Raw genomic sequence first — 19,481 nt, 5'->3', positions numbered from 1 at the left:
TAAAAGGTAAAGTTTTGATAAAAGCCAAGAAAAAATTCGGACAAAATTTTTTAAAAGACACGGCTGTTTTAGATAAAATCATCCAATCGATGCCCAATGATGACTTAAAAGTTGTAGAAATTGGACCTGGATTAGGTGATTTGACAAAAAAGCTTCTACAACATAGAAATGTTGTGGCTTTTGAGATAGATGATGAGCTGTGTGATATACTAAAAAAAGATTTTTCCTCTTTTATAGATGAGAAAAAACTTAAACTAAATTGCACGGATGTGTTGCAGCATTGGAAAGATAAAAATCTTTCAGATGAAAAGTATGATCTGGTGGCGAACCTGCCTTATTATGTTGCGACAAAAATAGTGATAAATGCACTAAAAGATGATAATTGCAAAAATATCATAGTTATGCTTCAAAGTGAAGTAGCCTATAAATTTTGCGCCAAAGAAGGAGATAAAAATTTTTCCTATTTGGCTGTCATTGCCGATTTGATAGGAAACAGATCCATCGTATGCGATGTTGGATCCAAAAGTTTTGTTCCGCCACCAAAGGTCTCTTCTTCTGTTTTAAAGATAGAAAAAAGAAGAGATTTACAAAGCAAAGAGCTGTTTTGTGGTGAAAAAGAGTTAAAACAGTTCGAGCAGTTTTTAAAAAATGCCTTTAAGGCACCAAGAAAAACTCTATCAAAAAATTTATCCGATTATGGAAAAGAGAAAGTAAGTCATATCTTTTCCAAATTGGACATAGATGCAAAGATCAGACCTCATCAACTATCTTCGATCAAATATCTTGAATTTTTTTATGAACTAAAGGATATAAATGGAAGAGAAGAAAGAGAGAAAGAGGACAAATCCTCCTGCTAAAAAGCAGCAAAACAGTAATGCCAACAGGCAAAACAGGCAAAAAAACAGAAACAAAGCCAATACTATAGGTAAACAAAGATCAACTGCACAAAAAAATGAATCTTGGTATAAAGATCTTGAAAAAAGCATAGAAGCAAATAAAAAGATACAGGAGCAAAGAGTTTATCCAATGAACCTCAAAGCTCCAAATTCAAACGACAGGATAAAAATAACTCCTCTTGGCGGTCTTGGTGAGATTGGCGGGAATATGATGGTAATGGAAACCAATACAAGCGCCATTGTCATAGATGTCGGCATGAGTTTCCCTGATGATGAAATGCATGGTGTTGATATACTAGTACCTGATTTTTCATACTTAAGGAGTATCAAAAACAAGATAAAAGGTATCATCATAACCCATGCTCACGAAGATCACATAGGGGCTTTGCCCTATCTTTTCAAAAACCAGGATTTGCAATTTCCCATATACGCCACACCTTTACCGCTTGGTATGATAGCCAACAAGTTTGACGAACATAAAATCTCAAAAAAGTTTTTCAGACCTGTCGAAAAGAGAAAGATATACAAAATCGGTGATTTTGACATAGAATGGATGCATATAACCCACTCCATCATAGATGCTTCATCACTTGCTATAACCACAAAGGCCGGAACTATCATCCATACAGGAGACTTCAAGATAGATCATACCCCGATTGACGGGCTTCCTGCTGATCTTCACAGATTTGCATATTATGGGGACAAAGGGGTTTTATGCCTTTTAAGCGACAGTACAAACTCATACAATCCGGGTTTTACAAGAAGCGAAAGTTCAGTAGGTCCAACATTTGATGCTATATTTTCAAAAGCAAAAGGAAGAGTTATCATGTCAACTTTTTCTTCAAACATACACAGAGTTTATCAAGCCATCTCGCATGGTATAAAATATGGCAGGAAAGTAGCGGTTATAGGAAGAAGCATGGAGAAAAACCTAAATACCGCCATGGAGCTTGGATATATAAAATTGGATAACAATATCTTCATAGATGCTCATGAAGTAAACAGATACAATGACAAAGAAGTTCTCATCGTAACAACCGGAAGCCAGGGCGAAGCCATGAGTGCGCTTTTCAGGATGGCTACAAATGAACATAGACACATAAAGATAAAACCGACCGATCAGATAATTATATCGGCTAAGGCGATCCCCGGAAATGAAGCAAGTGTTTCAAAAGTTTTAAACTATCTTTACAAATCGGGTGCTGATGTAGCATATAAGGATTTCAGTGAAATCCATGTCAGCGGTCACGCAGCGCAAGAAGAGCAAAAACTTATGCTAAGACTTGTCAAGCCCAAATTTTTCCTACCGGTTCACGGTGAATACAACCATATCCACAGGCACAAAGAAACCGCTATGAAGTGTGGAATACCGGAAAAAAACATATATCTTATGAGTGACGGTGAACAGGTAGAAATCACTCAAAGATACCTAAAAAAAGTAGGCTCTGTTAAAACCGGAAAAGTTTATATAGACAACCAGATAAACAAGCAGATAGAAAATGATGTGGTTATAGACAGACAAAAACTTGCCGAAGCCGGTATCGTTTCCGTCATAGCCCAGATAGATAAAAGCACCAACAAGCTTATAGGTAAGCCAAAAGTTTTAAGTTACGGTTTGGTAGCTGATAAAGATATGCAAAAATTTGCCAAAGAGGTTGAAGATATACTAGATCAACTTCTCATAAATGCCAAAAAAGAGATGCTTGGCAACCCAAAGGCGGTAGAAAATGCTCTTAGACAAGCGGTGAGAAAACATGTCTTTAGAAAAATGAAAAAGTATCCTACTGTCGTTCCGACGATATTTATGCTGTGAATGAGTAATGGAGGAATGATGGATTTTGTAAATATTGCCAAAGAGGTTTTAAGAACTGAAGCGGATGAGCTTTTAAGAGCGGCAAATGAGCTTAATGGCGAGATAGAAAAAGCTGTTGAAATTGCGTACAACACCAAAGGAAAACTGATAGTTACAGGCGTTGGAAAGTCCGGACTAATCGGAGCAAAGATAGCAGCAACTTTAGCAAGTACCGGAACAAGCAGTTTTTTTATACACCCCACTGAAGCCATGCATGGTGATCTGGGTATGATCGGAAAGGATGATAGTGTTTTGGCTATAAGCTACAGCGGAGAGAGTGAAGAGCTTATACGGTTACTTCCTCATATAAAAAGGTTTGATATACCGCTTATAGCTATGGCAAAAGATAAAAATACCACTCTTGGACGATATGCGGATGTTTTTTTATCCATCGATATCAAAAAAGAAGCATGCCCTTTAAATACCGCTCCTACCAGCTCAACTACATTGACCCTGGCTCTTGGGGATGCGCTGGCAGTTTGTTTGATGGAAAAAAGAGGATTTAAAAAAGAGGATTTTGCCTCTTTTCATCCAGGAGGCAGTCTTGGGAAAAAACTTTTTGTAAAAGTCAGTGATATCATGCAAAAAGAGTCTTTGCCTGTTTGCCCCAAAGATACCCCTATGAAAGAAGCGGTTGTCGTTATGAGCGAAGGAAGACTGGGTAATGCATTTTTAACCGATAGTGAAGGTAAGCTTGTAGCCATCCTTAGTGACGGTGATGTCAGACGAGCTTTGCAAGATAGTGGTTTTGATATAGAAAAACCTGCCTTTTTTTACGCAAGTAAAAATCCAAAAACCATAGACAATGAAAGTATGCTTGCAAGCGATGCATTGAGAGAGATAGAAAAACACAAGATCCAAATCCTGGCGGTAACCGATGATAAAAACCATATAAAAGGCGCTTTGCATATACATCATCTAGTCGAAGCCGGTATAAAATAAAGGAAAATTTTGGAAAAAATACGACTCAACAAGATGATATCTCACAACACAAGATATTCAAGAAGAGAAGCTGATGAACTTATAAAAAACGGGGAAGTAACACTCGATGGAAGAGTTGTAACAGACCTTTCAACCAAAGTTGATTTTGGTGACAAGATACATATAAAAGGTAGAAGACTATATAGAAAAGATCATTTTTCAGTTATCGTTTACCACAAAAAAAAGGGTGAGCTGGTAACCAAAAAAGATGACAGAGGCAGAAAAACCATATATGACAATCTGCCCAAAAAATTCTCCCACTATCTGCCCGTAGGTAGGCTTGACTTTGGCAGCGAGGGGCTTTTACTTTTGACGGACTCTCCAAATGTGGCAACAAAACTGATGCAAAGTAACTTGGAGAGGATTTACTATCTTAAAATAGAAGGTGAAGTTAGCGAAGCCATGGAAGAGGGTATGAAAAACGGTGTTTTTATAGACTCCAAAGTAGGAGGTCATAAAGACAGCAAAATCGAATCCATGCAAATAGCTCCTTTTTTAGGATATAAAATCATAAAAAATTCTCCGACTTTTTCAAAACTGAAAGTTGCCATAAATGAGGGAAAAAATAGAGAACTTAGAAGGTTTTTTGCCTACTTTGACTCAAATGTAGTGGACTTGAAAAGAGTGAGTTTTGGAGGCATTGATCTAGGTATGCTAAAAGAGGGTAAAACGAGATATCTTACAAAAAGCGAGTATCAAAGTCTTCATGACTTTTTACATAGAAAATGAGCCTGAATCTAACCACACTACTTCAACCAAAGAGCATCGAAGAGTTTATAGGACAAGCTCAGATACTCTCAAAAGATAAGCCCCTTTATAAACTTATACAAATGGGTGAACTTCCTCACATGATATTTTTTGGACCTCCGGGGTGTGGCAAAACCACACTTGCCAAAATCTGTGCCACAAAAATGCGAAGTTCATTTCACTATCTTGATGCTACAAGCCTTAAAGTTGAAGAGATAAGAAAGATACTCTCTAAGCAGTCCCTTCTAAAACCTCTTATATTTATAGATGAGATACATAGGCTCTCAAAAAATCAACAAGAAGTTCTGCTTTTACCGATGGAGAGAAAAGAGTGCATTATCATAGGTGCAAGTACTGAAAATCCCTACTATACTTTAACTTCTGGTATAAGATCGAGGATGATGCTTTTTGAATTCAAGCCTTTGAGCAAAAAAGAGTTGGAAAAGATACTAAAGCTCGCTATGGACAAGTTTGATTTTACTATAGAAAATGATGCCAAAGAGTATCTTCTACATTCAAGCGGTAATGACGCAAGAAGTATGCTTAATCTTTTGGAGTTTGCACTGGCGGTTGAAAAAAATATCACACTAAAAACTCTAAAGTCTTTGAGGAACATACCTTCAAAAGAGGGTGTCAACTCAAAAGATACACACTATGACCTTATAAGTGCGTTTATCAAAAGCATAAGAGGAAGTGATGTAGATGCGAGCTTATACTATCTTGCAAGAATGATAGAAGCAGGCGAAAGAGCAGACTTTATAGCAAGAAGACTTGTGATCCTCTCGAGTGAAGACATAGGAAATGCCAATCCAAACGCCTTGAATCTGGCAACCAATACACTAACGGCAGTAAGCCATATAGGTTACCCTGAAGCCAGGATCATACTCTCCCAATGTGTTATATATCTTGCCTCTTCACCAAAATCAAACAGTAGCTATAAAGCTATAAACGAGGCTCAAAAATATATAAGAGAAAATGAGATCAAACCGGTACCGAACCATTTGAAACAAAGTTGTGCAGGTTACCTCTATCCGCATGATTTTGGCGGTTATATAAAGCAAGAGTATATGAAAGATAGTGTAAAATTTTACAAAAGCAGTGAGATAGGGTTTGAAAAAACTCTAAACGAGTGGCTAAAAAAGATAAAAAACGGAGAAGACTGATTTGAATGTAGCAATCATCGGTGGTGGTATCAGCGGACTTGCCACGGCATTTTACATCAAGCATTTCAAACCTGAAACTAAGATAACTCTTTTTGAAAAAGAGAATTATCTAGGTGGAAAAATGCACACGGTAGAAAAAGAGGGGTTTTTCATAGAGGAGGGCAGCAACGGTTTTTTATCGAATAAACCCGATACTTTGGAGCTTGTCAAATTAAGTCAATGTGAGGATATACTTTTAAAAAGCAGTGATAATGCAAGGAAAAGATTTATTTATGATAAAAAGCTTGAAGTTCTGCCCGAATCACCAAAAGCATTTTTAACTACTCCTTTGCTTAGTATCGGTGGAAAGTTAAGGGTTTTATGGGAGCCGTTTGCCAAAGCTAAAAAAGATGACAGTGATGAGAGTTTACAATCATTTGGGTACAGAAGAGTCGGCAAAGAGATGACGGATGTATTTTTGGATGCCATGGTTGCAGGTATTTATGCTTCAACGCCCGCAAAAATTTCCGCTCCCGCGGCTTTTCCGCTCGTAGTTAATCTTGAAAAAAAGTATGGTTCGCTCTTTAAGGGTATGATTGCCAAGAAGAAAAAAGAAGCAGGTCCGGGCGGGGTTTTGATGAGTTTTAAAGGAGGGGTCAGTACTTTCATAGAAAAACTCTCAAAAAACCTTGACATAGATATCATAAAAGATGCTGATATAAAAACTCTGCAAAAAAATGATAAAGAGTTTATCATCATATCGGACAATCTCAAAATGCATTTTGACAAAGTGATTCTTTCAACTCCGGCTTACAGTGCGGCAGAGATACTAAAAGAGTTGTCACCCCAATTATCAAAAGAGCTTGATAGCATTGAGTACTCTCCTATATCCATAGTCGCCGCGGGTTATAAAAATCTTTTACATGATTTAAAAGGTTTTGGACTGCTCTCAACTACAAGAGCAAAAAAGAGTGTTTTGGGAGTTCTTTGGGATAGTTCTATATTCAATGATAGAGCAAAAAAAGATCAAAAACTCTTAAGAGCTATGATAGGAGGACAAAGAAGTACTGATTTAGCTTTAAAAAGTGAAGAAGAGCTAAAAGAGTTAGCTTTAAAAGGGATAAAAGATACTATGGGCATAGATGCAAAACCTTATATGCTCTATGTAAAAAAGCATGAAAAAGGGATACCAAACTATGCTGTCGGTCATATAAAAAGAGTAAATACTATCTTTGATATGGTTAAAGAGATCGATGGACTTTATCTAAATTCAAATGCCTACAGAGGCATAGGCTTGAATGATTGTGTCAGCAACTCCAAAAAGTGTGCAAAAGAGGTTGTAGGGATATAAAAGTGAAAATATTTATAATCTTCATATCTTTTGTTTTATCTCTTTTTGCAAATCCTTTGCAAGATGCGATAGACAAAGCCAAACCATACTCCACCATAGAGCTTGGAAATGGAATCTATCAAGGCAATATAGTCATAACAAAACCTTTAAAGATAATCGGAAGAGGTAAAAAAGTCATCATAGACGGAGGCAAAAAAGGCAGCATAATCCTTTTAAAAAGTTTAAACATAACATTGCAAAACCTCACTATAAGAGGAACCGGTCATAGAAAAGAGATGGTTGACAGCGCCATAAAAGGAAAAGGGATAAACAATATAATCATAAAAAACTGTATTATTCTTGACTCACTTTACGGTATCAATATCTCATTGGCAAACAATATAAAAATCATATCAAACACTATCTCTTCAAAAGATGAAAAGAAACCTTTAAGAGGAGACGGCATAAAGTTTTGGTATGTCAAAAATGCAAAAATAATAGATAACAATTTTTCAAAAGTTAGAGACAATCACTTTGACAGGTGTGATAATATCATCTTAAAAGATAACCGATTTTTACATAGCAGATTTGCAACTCATATAGAGTATAGTAAAAATATCACGATAGAGCAAAATTTCTACAGATACAATTCTACCGGCATCTTACTTGAAATGGCAAAAAATATAAAAATTGTAAAAAATAAGATACTAAATTCTAATGGAATGGCTGCAGTGGGAGCACTGTTTAGAGGTGGAGAAGGTATACTTTTTGAAAACAATATCGTAAAATACAATAGAGAAGGACTTTATATAGATGCGAAACCATCCAAGCTAAAAAAGTTTAAAAGAAAGATAACAAACAATGAGATAAGTTTCAACCTTCAAGCTATACATTTTCATGCGATTATCGCTAACAATATCATAACCTACAATAAAATCCATGACAACCTTTATGATATAGTAAAAGATATAACAGGATATAAAAATATAAACAACAAAGTCAGCCACAATTACTGGGGACAATACAAGGGATTTGACAGAAACCATGACAATATAGGAGATACTCCATATATCATAAAAAGATATTTTGACAAACTTTATAGTTACAATAACAAGATAAAATTTTTCTATGGTAGTACCGTTATGGCTGTAGTGGACTTTTTGTGTGAAATAGCTCCGTTTACTGAACCTGAGATACTATTGCAAGACAATGAACCGATCTTTAAGGATAGCCTGTGAAACAATTTAAAAAAGCCGAAGTTTACACCATATCATTTGCTCACCTTTTTCATGATATTTTCTCATCTTTTTTGGCACCCATTTTGCCTTTGCTTATAGATAGGCTTAGTATCTCTTTGTCATATGCCTCTTTTTTAGATATTGCCAGAAAAATTCCCTCCCTTTTCAATCCATTCTTAGGACTCATGGCTGAAAGAAGAGATGTAAAGTATTTTGTCATACTGACTCCGGCCATTACTGCTATATCTATGTGTCTTTTAGGGCTTACTTCTTCATATGTTATAGCATTGGTACTGCTTTTTATAGCCGGCATCAGTGCAACACTTTTTCACATACCATCACCTACCATGATAAAAATCGCCGCAGGGAATCAAACCGGAAAAGGGATGAGCTTTTTTATGGTCGGTGGTGAGAGTGCCAGAACCATAGGACCCCTTATAGTGACCGGAGCTATATCTCTTTGGGGTTTTGAGGGGATTTACAGGCTTATCCCCATAGGATTGCTAGCTTCACTTTTTTTATGGTATAAGTTAAAAGATTTCCAGGTAGATGACTTCAGCGCAAAAAAGATAGAAAAAGGAGGTACGAAAGAGATATTAAAAAGTTTATCTTCCTTTTTTGCCATACTTGGCAGTTATATGCTTTTTAATGCCGGAACAAAATCAGCCCTAACTCTTTACCTGCCGGTTTATCTTACAAGACATGGATTTTCCATATATGAAGCGGGTATTTCGCTTTCGGTTTTACAGTTTTTTGGGATTGCGGGTACATTTTTTTCAGGTCGATTTTCAGATAAGATAGGCAGAAAAAATATGCTTCTTATCTCAGCACTAGGTACTACTTTATCCATGATACTTTTTTTGTATTTCAATGCCGTAGCACTTTTTCCTATACTGGCGGTTTTGGGATTTTTTCTTTTTACTCCTAATCCCGTGATGATGGCGGCAGTTCAAGATACCGATACGCCAAAACCTACCTTTGTAAACAGTATCTATATGGGTATAAACTTCGGTATCAGCTCTTTGGTTGTATTTTTGGTGGGATTTTTTGCAGATATTTATGGGCTTGAGAGAGTATATGAAGTTTGTACAGTCTTTACATTTTTATCTCTTTTTATCATCTTTTTTCTTCCTGTAAGAAAGGAGTCTTAAATAGTCATTTTTTAGCCTTGATAATTATCATTTATAATTGGATTTTTTTAAGATATAATCTCCTTAAAATTACTCCCATTAAAGGTATCCAATGCTCAAGGAAGTTTTAAAAAGAGACGGCTCAACCCAGGAGTTTCAAGCATACAAGATCGAAGATGCCATTAAAAAAGCCTTTAAAAGTGAAAATACCACTTATGACAGACAAGTTTTCTTAAATGTTCTATCCAAGATAAGCCACAAAAGAGTGGCTGCGGTCGAAGATATACAAGACTTGATAGAGCATGAACTCTACAAGGCAAGATACTTTGATGTGATGAAGTCTTTCATGCAGTATAGACTCATACATAAAATGCAAAGAGAACATGTACTAGGGCTCAACGAGGATACCACATATATAAACTGTACCCAAACCATAGAAGAGTATATAGATAAACTTGACTGGAGGATAAATGCCAACTCCAATACCGGCTACTCAAATGCCGGACTTGTTAATAACTCCGCAGGAAAGATCATAGCAAATTACTGGCTTGATAAGATTTACTCCAAAGAAGAGGGATATGCTCATAGAAACGGGGATTATCATATACATGATCTTGACTGTTTGACAGGGTATTGTGCCGGGTGGAGCTTGAGGGTCTTACTGGACGAGGGATTTAACGGAGTTCGAGGAAGAGTTGAAAGTAGAGCCCCAAGCCATTTCAGAGAAGCTTTGGGACAAATGGCAAACTTCCTTGGTATTTTGCAAAGCGAATGGGCGGGCGCTCAGGCATTTAGCAGTTTTGATACATATCTTGCTCCTTATGTTTTTAAAGATAAACTCTCTTTCAAAGAGATAAAAAAAGCCATAAGAAGTTTCGTTTACAACTTGAATGTTCCGGCAAGGTGGGGACAAAGTCCTTTTACCAATATAACCATAGACTGGACTGTCCCAAGTGATTTAAAAGATCAAATCCCTACAAAAAACCAGTATCATCTTTTTAAGGATTTAAATGATGAGGAGCTTTTAAAAGAGGCTAAAAAAAGAGGCGCGGATAAACTTACCGATTTGACATACAAATATTTTCAAAAAGAGATGAATCTCATAAACAAAGCTTACTATGAAGTGATGACCGAAGGAGATAAAACCGGTCAACCTTTTACATTCCCGATTCCTACGGTAAATATCACGGAAGATTTTGACTGGTATGGTGAAAACACCGATCTTCTTTTTGAAAATACTGCAAAAATCGGCTCAAGCTACTTTCAAAATTTCATAGGTAGCCAGTATATAAGAGATGAAAAAGGCAATTTGGTCGAAAATCCTGAAGCTTATAAACCGGGTGCGGTTAGAAGTATGTGTTGCAGACTCCAACTTGATCTTAGAGAACTTTTAAAAAGAGGAGGAGGACTTTTTGGAAGTGCCGAAATGACAGGAAGCATAGGAGTAGTCACCATAAATGCGGCAAGACTTGGATATCTGTACAAAAATGACAAAGATGCTTTATATGATGAACTTGACAGGCTTATGGATCTTGCAAAGTCAACTTTAGAGAAAAAAAGAGTGTTTATACAAGAGATGTATGATAGAGGTCTTTATCCATATACCAAAAGATACCTTCCCGGATTTAACAACCATTTCTCCACCATTGGAGTAAACGGCATCAATGAAATGATACGAAATTTCAGTAATGACAAAGATGATATAACAACAGAATTTGGAATGAAATTTGCTACCGAATTACTTGAATATATGAGAGAAAAATTAAAATCATATCAAGAGGAGACGGGCAATTTGTACAACTTGGAAGCCACACCTGCTGAAGGAACTACTTACAGATTTGCAAAAGAGGATAAAAAGAGGTATCCGGATATCATTCAAGCCGGATTTGGCAAAAATATATACTATACAAACTCTTCTCAACTGCCGGTAAATTATACCGATGATCCTTTTGAAGCACTTGATATGCAAGACGAACTTCAGTGCAAATACACAGGCGGTACCGTTTTGCATCTATATATGAGTGAAAAGATAAGCTCTCCCGAGGCTTGTAGAAAACTTGTAAAAAATGTCATAAGCAACTACAGATTGCCATATATTACTGTAACACCTGTATTTTCCGTTTGTGAAAAACATGGATACATCAACGGTGAGCATGAGTACTGTCCATATTGTGACGAAGAGTTGATAGAAAAATATGAAAAGGAGGCATCATGACAAAAGAAGAGATACTAAAAAAACTTGAAAGTAAAAGAACAAAGTGTACGGTGTATACCAGAGTTATGGGTTACAAATATGTACCTAAAATATACTAATATATCTCAAGTCACCATAGATAGGTACTTTACAATTAGTATATTATACTAATATAAATAAATTTGATGAAAATATACTATTAGAAAAGAGGAAAAAATGAATAAAGAAGAAATACTTAAGAAATTAGAGGACAGAAGAACAAAGTGCACAGTGTATACTCGAGTAATGGGTTACCATCGCCCGGTTGAAAGTTTCAATATAGGAAAAAAAGGCGAGCATAAAGAGAGGAAACATTTCAAGGAAAATCCTTCTTCTAAACTTCAAAACTGTGCATAACAGTGTCCAAGATACTATACGATATCACGAAATTTACCGCACTTGACTATGAAGATCACTTAAGTGCGGTTTTGTGGTTTGCCGGATGTGATATGAGATGCCCCTACTGCCACAACTCCGATATAGTTTACGGGAAAAACCATATAACAAAAGGTGAGCTTTTTGCTTTTTTAAAAAGCAGGGTAGGCAAGCTTGAAGCTGTAGTTTTCAGTGGTGGAGAGTGTACCTTGTATAAAGATTTGCCCTCTTTGGCAAAGGAGATAAAAGAGCTTGGATTTAAGATCAAAATCGACACAAACGGAACAAAACCTCAAGTTATAAAAGAGATGGTTGAAAACAACCTTGTTGATTTTATCTCGCTTGATTTTAAAGCCCCTAAAGAGAAGTATGAAAAAGTCACAAAAAACAGTGACTTTGACAAATTTTATGGAACTCTTAGATATCTTATAGAAAAAGAGCAAAGTTTTGAAGTAAGAACAACTGTTCATATCGATATTTTGGACACTGAAGATATAAATCTTATCATAAAAGAGTTATATTCCCTTGGGTTTAAGGGCAATTACTACATACAAAACTATATACATCAAGACAAGATTTTAGGTAATTTAAAAGAGCAGAAAAAACCTATAGACAGTAATAAAATCATAAAAGATTTGATACCTGTCTATTTTAGGAATTTTTGATTATTTGAATAAGCTTTTAAAAAAGTCTTCTATGTTTCCCGGCGTACTGGAGATGGTCATAAATTGACCCAAAGATAGATCGGGAAGTGAGATAGCCAGATAGTATTTTGCATTTAGTATCTTTGCTTTGTTATCTTCTATGAGAACCATATATGGTAAAAAAGCACAGTTTTTTTGCTGGTTAATTTTTGATACATAAGTTTTTTCGCCATCTTTTGTATCCATGTAAACTCCATAAAGTATAGAATTTTTCAAAGGTAGTTTAAATACAATCTTTCCTTTTGCATTTTTTTCCAAAGTTTTATCCAAATCTTGACCTTCAGCTACTGTTATCATATCTTCATAATAGGGCATACCGAACATAAAGTGATAACTTGCCAATTTGTCTTTATGGACTCTTTGAGGTGATTTTTTCAAATCTTTGTATATATTACTTAGCCTGTTCTTTGTTATGGCCAGCATCAATCCGTCAAGGTCTTTTTGCATAAAAGCTCTTATGAAATAGTTCGGATTTGTAAAAATGAGTCTGTTATCTTTTTTATCTATCAAAACTTTCTGAACTCCGGCAAAACCTCTACCTTTTTTAGATGCCATATCTTTCATCTCTTTTGAAGTATATACAATAACATGATAATTTGGATCACCCATGGCATTGTACTCACCTATGGTTTCCAAACCATTACTAGCCAATGTTTTTTTAACTGTATCGGGGGTTTGAAGATCACCGTATAGATATGGACTTATGTCATTGGCTGACAAACCTATGCCAAGAACTATAAAAAATAGTAAAAATATTTTTTTCATTTTAATTGCTCCTTTTTTGTAAAATAAAATATGAATATAAGATTATCTAATATTCATTCTATTTATTATTATAAGTTTTTTTGATAATGGAATGATAATGAAATGTTGCTTAAAGTGTTATTAAAATGTATTTTATAGGTTTTAATATAAGTAAAAATAACTTGATGTATAATATTGTTTCAAGTTTGAGGAGAAAATATGAAATGCTACAAATTTATCATAAAAGGTAAAGTACAAGGAGTATTTTATAGAAAAAGTATCCAAAAAAAAGCTCAAGAAAATGGCTACAAAGGATATGTAAAAAACTTAACCGGCGGTGACGTGGAAGCGGTTGTTCTACTAGATGATGATAAACTGGATCATTTTATAAATATCCTGAAAGAAGGCTCTGATTATTCGCGGGTTGATGATATCGCTATCCAAAAGTGCAATGAAGAGGGATTTGTAGATTTTAGAATAAGGTATTGAAAATGAAAAACGATGAAGATAATGCTGTTTTTACGGATATTGTTATAGTCGGTGCAGGAGTTACGGGACTTAGTACGGCTATAGAACTTGATAACCTACTTAAAAAAAGCGGTGAAAAAAAGCGGATAATGATCATAGAAAAGTCAGCTGAAGTAGGAGAACATATACTATCAGGAGCTATCATAAAAGATGAGGTTTTTAAAAATCTTCTAAACGATGAAGAGTTTGAAAATCTACCGATTATCTCTGAGATTTCAAGTGATAAAGTTATAAGATTGTTACCTGATAAATATTTTGCCATACCTTTTCATTTGCCTTATATGAAAAATGAAGGCAATAAACTTGTATCACTTTCACAAATTTGCAGATATCTTGCAAAAGTTGCACAAAAAAGGGGTATAGAGATTTATCCCGGATTTGCCGTCAATGAAATCATATATGAAAACGACAAAGTAGCCGGTGTGAAATGTAAAGATACAGGGATTGATAAAAACGGTAAAAAACTTAAAAATTTTCAAGAAGGTACAAGTGTAAAAGCTGATCTTGTTATACTTGGCGAAGGTACAAGAGGTACTCTTGCGAAAAAAGTAAAAGATAAATTTCATTTAAGAGAGGATTCAAACCCGCAAGTTTACTCACTAGGCATAAAAGAGATATGGAATGTCAAAAAAGGGAGTGTCAAAAAAGGAGAAGTGTATCATACTTTCGGTTATCCTTTAAAGGGAAGTGAATTTGGAGGGGGTTTTATATATGGTTTAAGTGATTCCAAAGTAGCCATTGGATTTGTTGTGGGTTTGGATTACGAAGACCCTACACTTGATCCTCACGGGCTTATGCAGATTTGGAAGCAGCACCCTTTTATCAAGGGTATTTTACAAGGCGGAAAGATAGAAGAGTATGGGGCGAAAACTATCCCTGAGGGTGGATGGAACAGTATAAGTAAACTATATATAGATCATTTGCTTATCACAGGTGATAGTGCCGGATTTGTAGCGATGCCATCTTTAAAAGGGGTTCATTTAAGTGTCGTTTCCGGTATGTGCGCTGCCAAAACCGCCCATGAAGCCATCAAAAATAGTGACTTTAGTGAAGCTTCATTGTCTTCATACAAATCTTATATAGATAAAAGCCAAATAAAAAAAGAGCTTTATCCTCTTAGAAATTTCAGAGCCGTCATGAGTGAAGGGTTGTTGATAGGCAGTATGAAATTTGGAGTACAACTTTTGACAAAAGGTTTTTGTATGCTTACACCGAAGTTGAAAAAAGATAGTCTATGTACAAAAAAACTAACGGATTTTAAAGATACTCCTTTTCATGAGAGATTTGAAGACAAACTTCACTTCGATAAAATCATTACTTTTGACAAAGATAGCAGTATATACTACTCAGGTACTTCACATGATGAAAATCAACCCTGCCATCTTATAGTAAAAGATATAAAACTGTTTAAAAAGAGCAATATAAAAGAGTATGGTATGCCCTCCCAATACTTTTGTCCGGCAGGAGTATACGAAGAGTATATCGACAAAGATAAAAACAGAGCTTTAAAGATACATGCCGAAAACTGCGTACATTGCAAAAGTTGTGATATAAAAACACCAAACGATGTCATTACCTGGGATACGCCTTACGGTGGTGACGGTCCCAAATACCAAAATATGTAAAGGTTTGAAATGACCACTATAATAAATCTTTTAAAACAAGTTCCCATTCCTTCCCAAATGAGAATGGGTGAAGATGGTTTAATGGATAGAACAAAAGCAAAATCTATGATAAATATAGACTGTTCATACGCACTTGAAGCGGGCTTACAGTTAAAATCACAACTGAAAGTTGCAAGGATGATAGTTTGTTCCATGGGACCTCCATCTTTTGAAAAATCCCTAAAACAAGCTATCTCTTTAGGATATGATGAAGCTTATCTGCTTTCGGATAGAAGACTTGGGGGAAGCGATACATTTGCGACCGGACTTGCACTTGCCTCACTGATAAAACATTTGGGCTTTCAAAAAAGAAAAAATAAGGATTTTATCATCATAGCCGGCAGACAGACAAGTGACGGAGATACAGCTCATGTTCCTTCACAAGTTGCCCAAAATCTGGATATTCCACAAGCGACATTCATAGAAGAAGCCACTTTTAAAGATGGGTTTATCGAAGCCAAAAGGATCATAGAGGGAGGTTATCAACTCTTAAAACTTCCAAAACCTTGTCTTATCTCCATGACACCAACCGGAATACCTCCAAGAAGAGCAAGTTTGAAAGGAGCTATAAAAGCAAACCAAACAAAGATAAATATTTTAAATATAGATGATATCGGTTTAAGTAATGAAAAAGTGGGATTGAGCGGTTCTCCTACAATCGTAGCAAAAGTTGTAAGTATCAAAAGCGACAGAGCTCCCATGAAACTTTGCGAAGGAGAAAATGCTTCTTCAAAAGTAGAGGATTTGGTACATAAGTTAAAAGCTGGTAAAAATATACTAAAAACCGAAGAAAAAAAAGTAAAAAATGCAAAACCCGTCCCGGAAGATTTTGAACGAGTGGATTTTAGAGGAAAATCCAGAGGTATATTGACTTGGGCGGAAGTAGCTAACAATGATATAACAAGATCATCTTTAGAGCTTTTAAATCCTGCAAGAAAACTTGCCGATTCATTGGGTGAAAATACAAAAGTAACCACTCTTTTGATAGGTTGCGATGTAAAACATTTAGCCGATAAACTCATACAGCATGGAAGCGATGAAGTTATAGTCGTTGAAGATGAAAAACTTATAGAGTATCTGATACTTCCTTTTTCATCTATCTTTTATGAAATCATCAAAAAAACAGATCCTGAAATCGTACTTTTCAGTGCTACCACTTCAGGCAGAGAGTTGGCTCCAAGAGTTGCGGTTAAAACCCAAAGCGGGGTAACCGCTGATTGTACCGCTTTGGAAATCGGAGAATATGTGGATAAAAAACAAAAGAGAGTGTTTTATCCCATTTTAGAGTCAAAAAGACCAACATATGGTGAATCAAAACTTGCTACGATACTTGGTTTTAACTGCCCCCAAATATCCACCGCAAGAGCAGGTACTTTTCAAATACCAAAAAAAGATGAAAACAGAAGAGGAAAGATCATCCAAATGGATATATCTTTAAATGAGAAAGATTTTGCTACAAAAATCATAAAAACCATAAGAGGAGATAAAAACAAAATCGATCTTTTCGATGCGGATATCATAGTATCAGGAGGCAGAGGAACGCTAAGTGATGAAATGGATCTTATAAAAAAACTCTCTCAAGTTTTAAAATCCAAAGGTATAAAAGCCCAGTACGCTTCAAGCCGCCCTATGGTGGATATGGGAATTTGTGAATATGCAAGGCAGGTAGGACAAACAGGAAAAACGGTAAGACCAAAAGTATATATAGCCGTTGGAATTTCAGGTGCGATACAGCATATAGCAGGCATGAAAGAATCCGAGACTATCATAGCCATAAACAAAAATCAAAATGAGAGTATATTTGATCATTGTGATTTTGGGATAGTAGGCGAATATGAAGAGATAGTACCGGAGCTTATCAAAAGAGTTGAAAACGGATTTACATTTGGGGTAGAAGCATAATTTACACCTTAATCCTTTGGGCATGAGTCAAAGCTATGGCTATGGCATCGGTTATATCAAGAGGTTTGATATCTTTTTTTATACCCAGTATCCTTTTTACCATAAAAGCCACCTGCTCTTTAGCTGCCTTGGCTTTGCCGGTTACCGCTTTTTTAACCTGTAAAGGGGTATATTCGTAAAAATTGCCAAGTTCCATTAGAATCTTGAGTGAAAGTGCACCTCTGAATTGAGCAAGTTTTAAAACGGTTTTTGGATTGTGGGCATAAAATATATCTTCTATCGCCACCTCATCAATTGTATTGTTTTTTATAATCAAATCCAAACCTTCAACAAGCTCTACGATTTGATCTTGAAGTTTTGTCTCTTTTATCTTTATAAGTCCCGCTTCTACAAGTGAAACTCTGTTTTTTTCTTTTTTTATGATAGCATATCCACAATTTCTACTGCCTGGATCTATTCCCATAATATTCATGGCCAACCTCACTTTTTCACACTCTTTTCACTATGTGAATATCTGTTAACGACTCTTCGTTAAAAGATTTTAACTAAATATTCAAGGTATTTTAGCTAAAATTATATATATTTTGTATTTTTTCACATAGTTTTCAACATGTGAAAAGTTGATTTTTATATTAAGGAAAAAATTTGCTGATAGATGATGTTATAGAACTTTTAAAAAAAGAGATAACTCTGCAAGAGTATAACAGATACATAAAACAGCTTACTTTTAATGAAAAAGAATCAAAATCAGACCTTTTGGTTTTTGAAGTACCCAATATATTGATAGCAAACTGGATAAAAACAAAATACAGTTCTAAAATATCACACCTTTACGAAGTAAAAACCGGCAAAAAACCTCAAGTTGTCATAAGAGTAAAAAATGGCAAAAATGGTAAAAACAGCATAAAAAAAGAGATTCAAAAAGAGATTCAAAATTCGCAAAAGAAAACTATACTAAATCCATCTTTCACTTTCAGCAGTTTTGTAGTCGGTAGTTCAAACCAGTTCGCTTTTACGGTGGCAAAATCAGTCGCGGAAAAACCGGGAGTCGTTTACAATCCAGTTTTTATATACGGTCCTACAGGTCTTGGAAAAACTCACTTGGTTCATGCTATAGGAAACTACGCTTCACAAAAAGGTAAAATCATCATTTATGCTACCATTGAGCAGTTTATGAATGATTTTACATACAATCTAAGACAACAAACCATGGACAGATTTAGAGAAAAGTATAGAAACTGCGATATACTTCTCATTGATGATGTACAATTTTTAAGTAATAAAATCCAAACTCAAGAAGAGTTCTTTCATACTTTCAATGAACTTCACAATAACGGAAAACAGATAGTTTTAACTTCGGATAAACCTCCAAAGATGATAGCAGGTCTTGAAGAGAGACTAAAGAGTAGATTTGAGTGGGGTATAAAAGCTGATATCACTCTACCTGAACTTGAAACGAAGATTGCAATTATAAAGAAAAAATGTGAAATTGACGGTATAAGCTTAAATGATGAAATCATAAATTATATCGCGACCAATATGGGAGATAATATAAGAGAGATAGAGAGTGCTATCATCAACCTAAACGCTTATGCATCCCTAATGGGTCAAAAGATAACTTTCGAGTTCGCCAAAAATGTCATGAAAGAGCAGATAAAAGAGAGAAACAACAGTATATCATTGGAAGATATCATCAATGTAATTTCCAGAGAATTAAATATAAAACCAAGTGAAATAAAATCAAAAAGAAGAAATAAAAATATAGTGGAAGCAAGAAGGATAGGTATATATCTAGCCAGAACTCTTACTCCAAACTCTATGCCGTCACTAGCAAACTTTTTTGGCATGAAAGATCATACGGCAGTTTCACACAATATGAAAAAGATAAATGAAATCATACAAAGTGATGAAAACTTTAAAGTAAGAGTCGATGAGCTAAAAAATATGATATTGACAAAATAAATGTGAAACAATGTGAATAAAAAATAGTTGTTTTGAATCTTTGAAATATGAAA

At 35.3% G+C, this 19,481-nt stretch carries 17 protein-coding genes; 15 read left to right on the top strand and 2 right to left on the bottom strand.

Going from position 1 to position 19,481, the window contains the following annotated elements; genetic code table 11:
* Positions 1–14 precede the first annotated feature (14 nt).
* From rsmA to ACZ47B_RS08625, 11 genes are all read left to right on the top strand, one after another.
* Positions 15–857 (top strand): 16S rRNA (adenine(1518)-N(6)/adenine(1519)-N(6))-dimethyltransferase RsmA, encoded by an 843-nt coding sequence (gene rsmA, locus ACZ47B_RS08675; protein ID WP_464894151.1) that lies wholly within the window; start codon positions 15–17, stop codon positions 855–857.
* Positions 814–2,709, top strand: a complete 1,896-nt coding sequence (locus tag ACZ47B_RS08670) for a ribonuclease J (RefSeq protein ID WP_464894150.1) — start codon at positions 814–816, stop codon at positions 2,707–2,709. The genes rsmA and ACZ47B_RS08670 overlap by 44 nt, the downstream gene beginning before the upstream one ends.
* Positions 2,710–2,724: 15 nt before the next feature.
* Entirely contained in the window at positions 2,725–3,690 is a 966-nt protein-coding gene (locus tag ACZ47B_RS08665) for a KpsF/GutQ family sugar-phosphate isomerase (RefSeq protein WP_464894149.1), read from the top strand.
* Between the two features lie 18 nt (positions 3,691–3,708).
* On the top strand, positions 3,709–4,458 hold the full coding sequence (locus tag ACZ47B_RS08660) for a pseudouridine synthase (protein ID WP_464895719.1): 750 nt from the start codon (positions 3,709–3,711) through the stop codon (positions 4,456–4,458).
* A complete protein-coding gene (locus ACZ47B_RS08655) occupies positions 4,455–5,639 on the top strand; it encodes a replication-associated recombination protein A (RefSeq protein WP_464894148.1) in 1,185 nt (394 codons plus the stop codon). Before ACZ47B_RS08660 ends, ACZ47B_RS08655 begins: the two co-directional genes overlap by 4 nt.
* Before the next feature lies 1 nt (position 5,640).
* A complete protein-coding gene (gene hemG, locus ACZ47B_RS08650; RefSeq protein ID WP_464894147.1) occupies positions 5,641–6,969 on the top strand; it encodes a protoporphyrinogen oxidase in 1,329 nt (442 codons plus the stop codon).
* A 2-nt stretch (positions 6,970–6,971) separates the two neighbouring features.
* Positions 6,972–8,186 (top strand): right-handed parallel beta-helix repeat-containing protein, encoded by a 1,215-nt coding sequence (locus tag ACZ47B_RS08645; RefSeq protein ID WP_464894146.1) that lies wholly within the window; start codon positions 6,972–6,974, stop codon positions 8,184–8,186.
* Positions 8,183–9,337 (top strand): MFS transporter, encoded by a 1,155-nt coding sequence (locus ACZ47B_RS08640; protein WP_464894145.1) that lies wholly within the window; start codon positions 8,183–8,185, stop codon positions 9,335–9,337. The genes ACZ47B_RS08645 and ACZ47B_RS08640 overlap by 4 nt, the downstream gene beginning before the upstream one ends.
* Positions 9,338–9,428: 91 nt before the next feature.
* Positions 9,429–11,531, top strand: a complete 2,103-nt coding sequence (locus ACZ47B_RS08635) for a ribonucleoside triphosphate reductase (protein ID WP_464894144.1) — start codon at positions 9,429–9,431, stop codon at positions 11,529–11,531.
* A 195-nt stretch (positions 11,532–11,726) separates the two neighbouring features.
* A complete protein-coding gene (nrdD, locus tag ACZ47B_RS08630; protein WP_464894143.1) occupies positions 11,727–11,906 on the top strand; it encodes an anaerobic ribonucleoside-triphosphate reductase in 180 nt (59 codons plus the stop codon).
* Between the two features lie 2 nt (positions 11,907–11,908).
* On the top strand, positions 11,909–12,589 hold the full coding sequence (locus ACZ47B_RS08625) for an anaerobic ribonucleoside-triphosphate reductase activating protein (protein WP_464894142.1): 681 nt from the start codon (positions 11,909–11,911) through the stop codon (positions 12,587–12,589).
* Here ACZ47B_RS08625 and ACZ47B_RS08620 read toward each other — a convergent pair whose 3' ends face one another.
* Positions 12,590–13,393, bottom strand: a complete 804-nt coding sequence (locus ACZ47B_RS08620; RefSeq protein ID WP_464894141.1) for a hypothetical protein — start codon at positions 13,391–13,393, stop codon at positions 12,590–12,592.
* Between the two features lie 198 nt (positions 13,394–13,591).
* Here ACZ47B_RS08620 and ACZ47B_RS08615 point away from each other — a divergent pair, with 198 nt between their 5' ends.
* The 3 genes from ACZ47B_RS08615 to ACZ47B_RS08605 are packed head-to-tail and all read left to right on the top strand — an operon-like array spanning position 13,592 to position 17,466.
* On the top strand, positions 13,592–13,861 hold the full coding sequence (locus ACZ47B_RS08615) for an acylphosphatase (protein WP_464894140.1): 270 nt from the start codon (positions 13,592–13,594) through the stop codon (positions 13,859–13,861).
* Between the two features lie 2 nt (positions 13,862–13,863).
* On the top strand, positions 13,864–15,525 hold the full coding sequence (locus ACZ47B_RS08610) for an electron transfer flavoprotein-ubiquinone oxidoreductase (RefSeq protein ID WP_464894139.1): 1,662 nt from the start codon (positions 13,864–13,866) through the stop codon (positions 15,523–15,525).
* Between the two features lie 9 nt (positions 15,526–15,534).
* Positions 15,535–17,466, top strand: coding sequence for an FAD-binding protein (locus tag ACZ47B_RS08605; protein WP_464894138.1), 1,932 nt, complete (start codon positions 15,535–15,537; stop codon positions 17,464–17,466).
* Between the two features lies 1 nt (position 17,467).
* Here the strand turns inward: ACZ47B_RS08605 and ruvC are convergent, their stop codons facing one another.
* Entirely contained in the window at positions 17,468–17,938 is a 471-nt protein-coding gene (gene ruvC / locus ACZ47B_RS08600) for a crossover junction endodeoxyribonuclease RuvC (protein WP_464894137.1), read from the bottom strand.
* Positions 17,939–18,111: 173 nt separating this feature from the next.
* Here ruvC and dnaA point away from each other — a divergent pair, with 173 nt between their 5' ends.
* Complete coding sequence (gene dnaA / locus ACZ47B_RS08595) at positions 18,112–19,428, top strand: chromosomal replication initiator protein DnaA (protein ID WP_464894136.1); 1,317 nt, start codon at positions 18,112–18,114, stop codon at positions 19,426–19,428.
* Positions 19,429–19,481: the final 53 nt, after the last annotated feature.

It is taken from the genome of Thiofractor thiocamini (assembly GCF_055384375.1).
Note: the sequence above shows the minus strand (reverse complement) of the source record. Positions and strands in the feature narration are given on the sequence as shown.

Bases quoted from the DNA above. Each gene is read 5' to 3' on its own strand.
- ACZ47B_RS08670 (WP_464894150.1), top strand. From the start codon at position 814: ATGGAAGAGAAGAAAGAGAGAAAGAGGACAAATCCTCCTGCTAAAAAG.
- ACZ47B_RS08665 (WP_464894149.1), top strand. From the start codon at position 2,725: ATGATGGATTTTGTAAATATTGCCAAAGAGGTTTTAAGAACTGAAGCG.
- ACZ47B_RS08655 (WP_464894148.1), top strand. From the start codon at position 4,455: ATGAGCCTGAATCTAACCACACTACTTCAACCAAAGAGCATCGAAGAG.
- ACZ47B_RS08635 (WP_464894144.1), top strand. From the start codon at position 9,429: ATGCTCAAGGAAGTTTTAAAAAGAGACGGCTCAACCCAGGAGTTTCAA.
- nrdD (WP_464894143.1), top strand. From the start codon at position 11,727: ATGAATAAAGAAGAAATACTTAAGAAATTAGAGGACAGAAGAACAAAG.
- ACZ47B_RS08620 (WP_464894141.1), bottom strand. From the start codon at position 13,393: ATGAAAAAAATATTTTTACTATTTTTTATAGTTCTTGGCATAGGTTTG.
- ACZ47B_RS08615 (WP_464894140.1), top strand. From the start codon at position 13,592: ATGAAATGCTACAAATTTATCATAAAAGGTAAAGTACAAGGAGTATTT.
- ACZ47B_RS08610 (WP_464894139.1), top strand. From the start codon at position 13,864: ATGAAAAACGATGAAGATAATGCTGTTTTTACGGATATTGTTATAGTC.
- ACZ47B_RS08605 (WP_464894138.1), top strand. From the start codon at position 15,535: ATGACCACTATAATAAATCTTTTAAAACAAGTTCCCATTCCTTCCCAA.
- ruvC (WP_464894137.1), bottom strand. From the start codon at position 17,938: ATGAATATTATGGGAATAGATCCAGGCAGTAGAAATTGTGGATATGCT.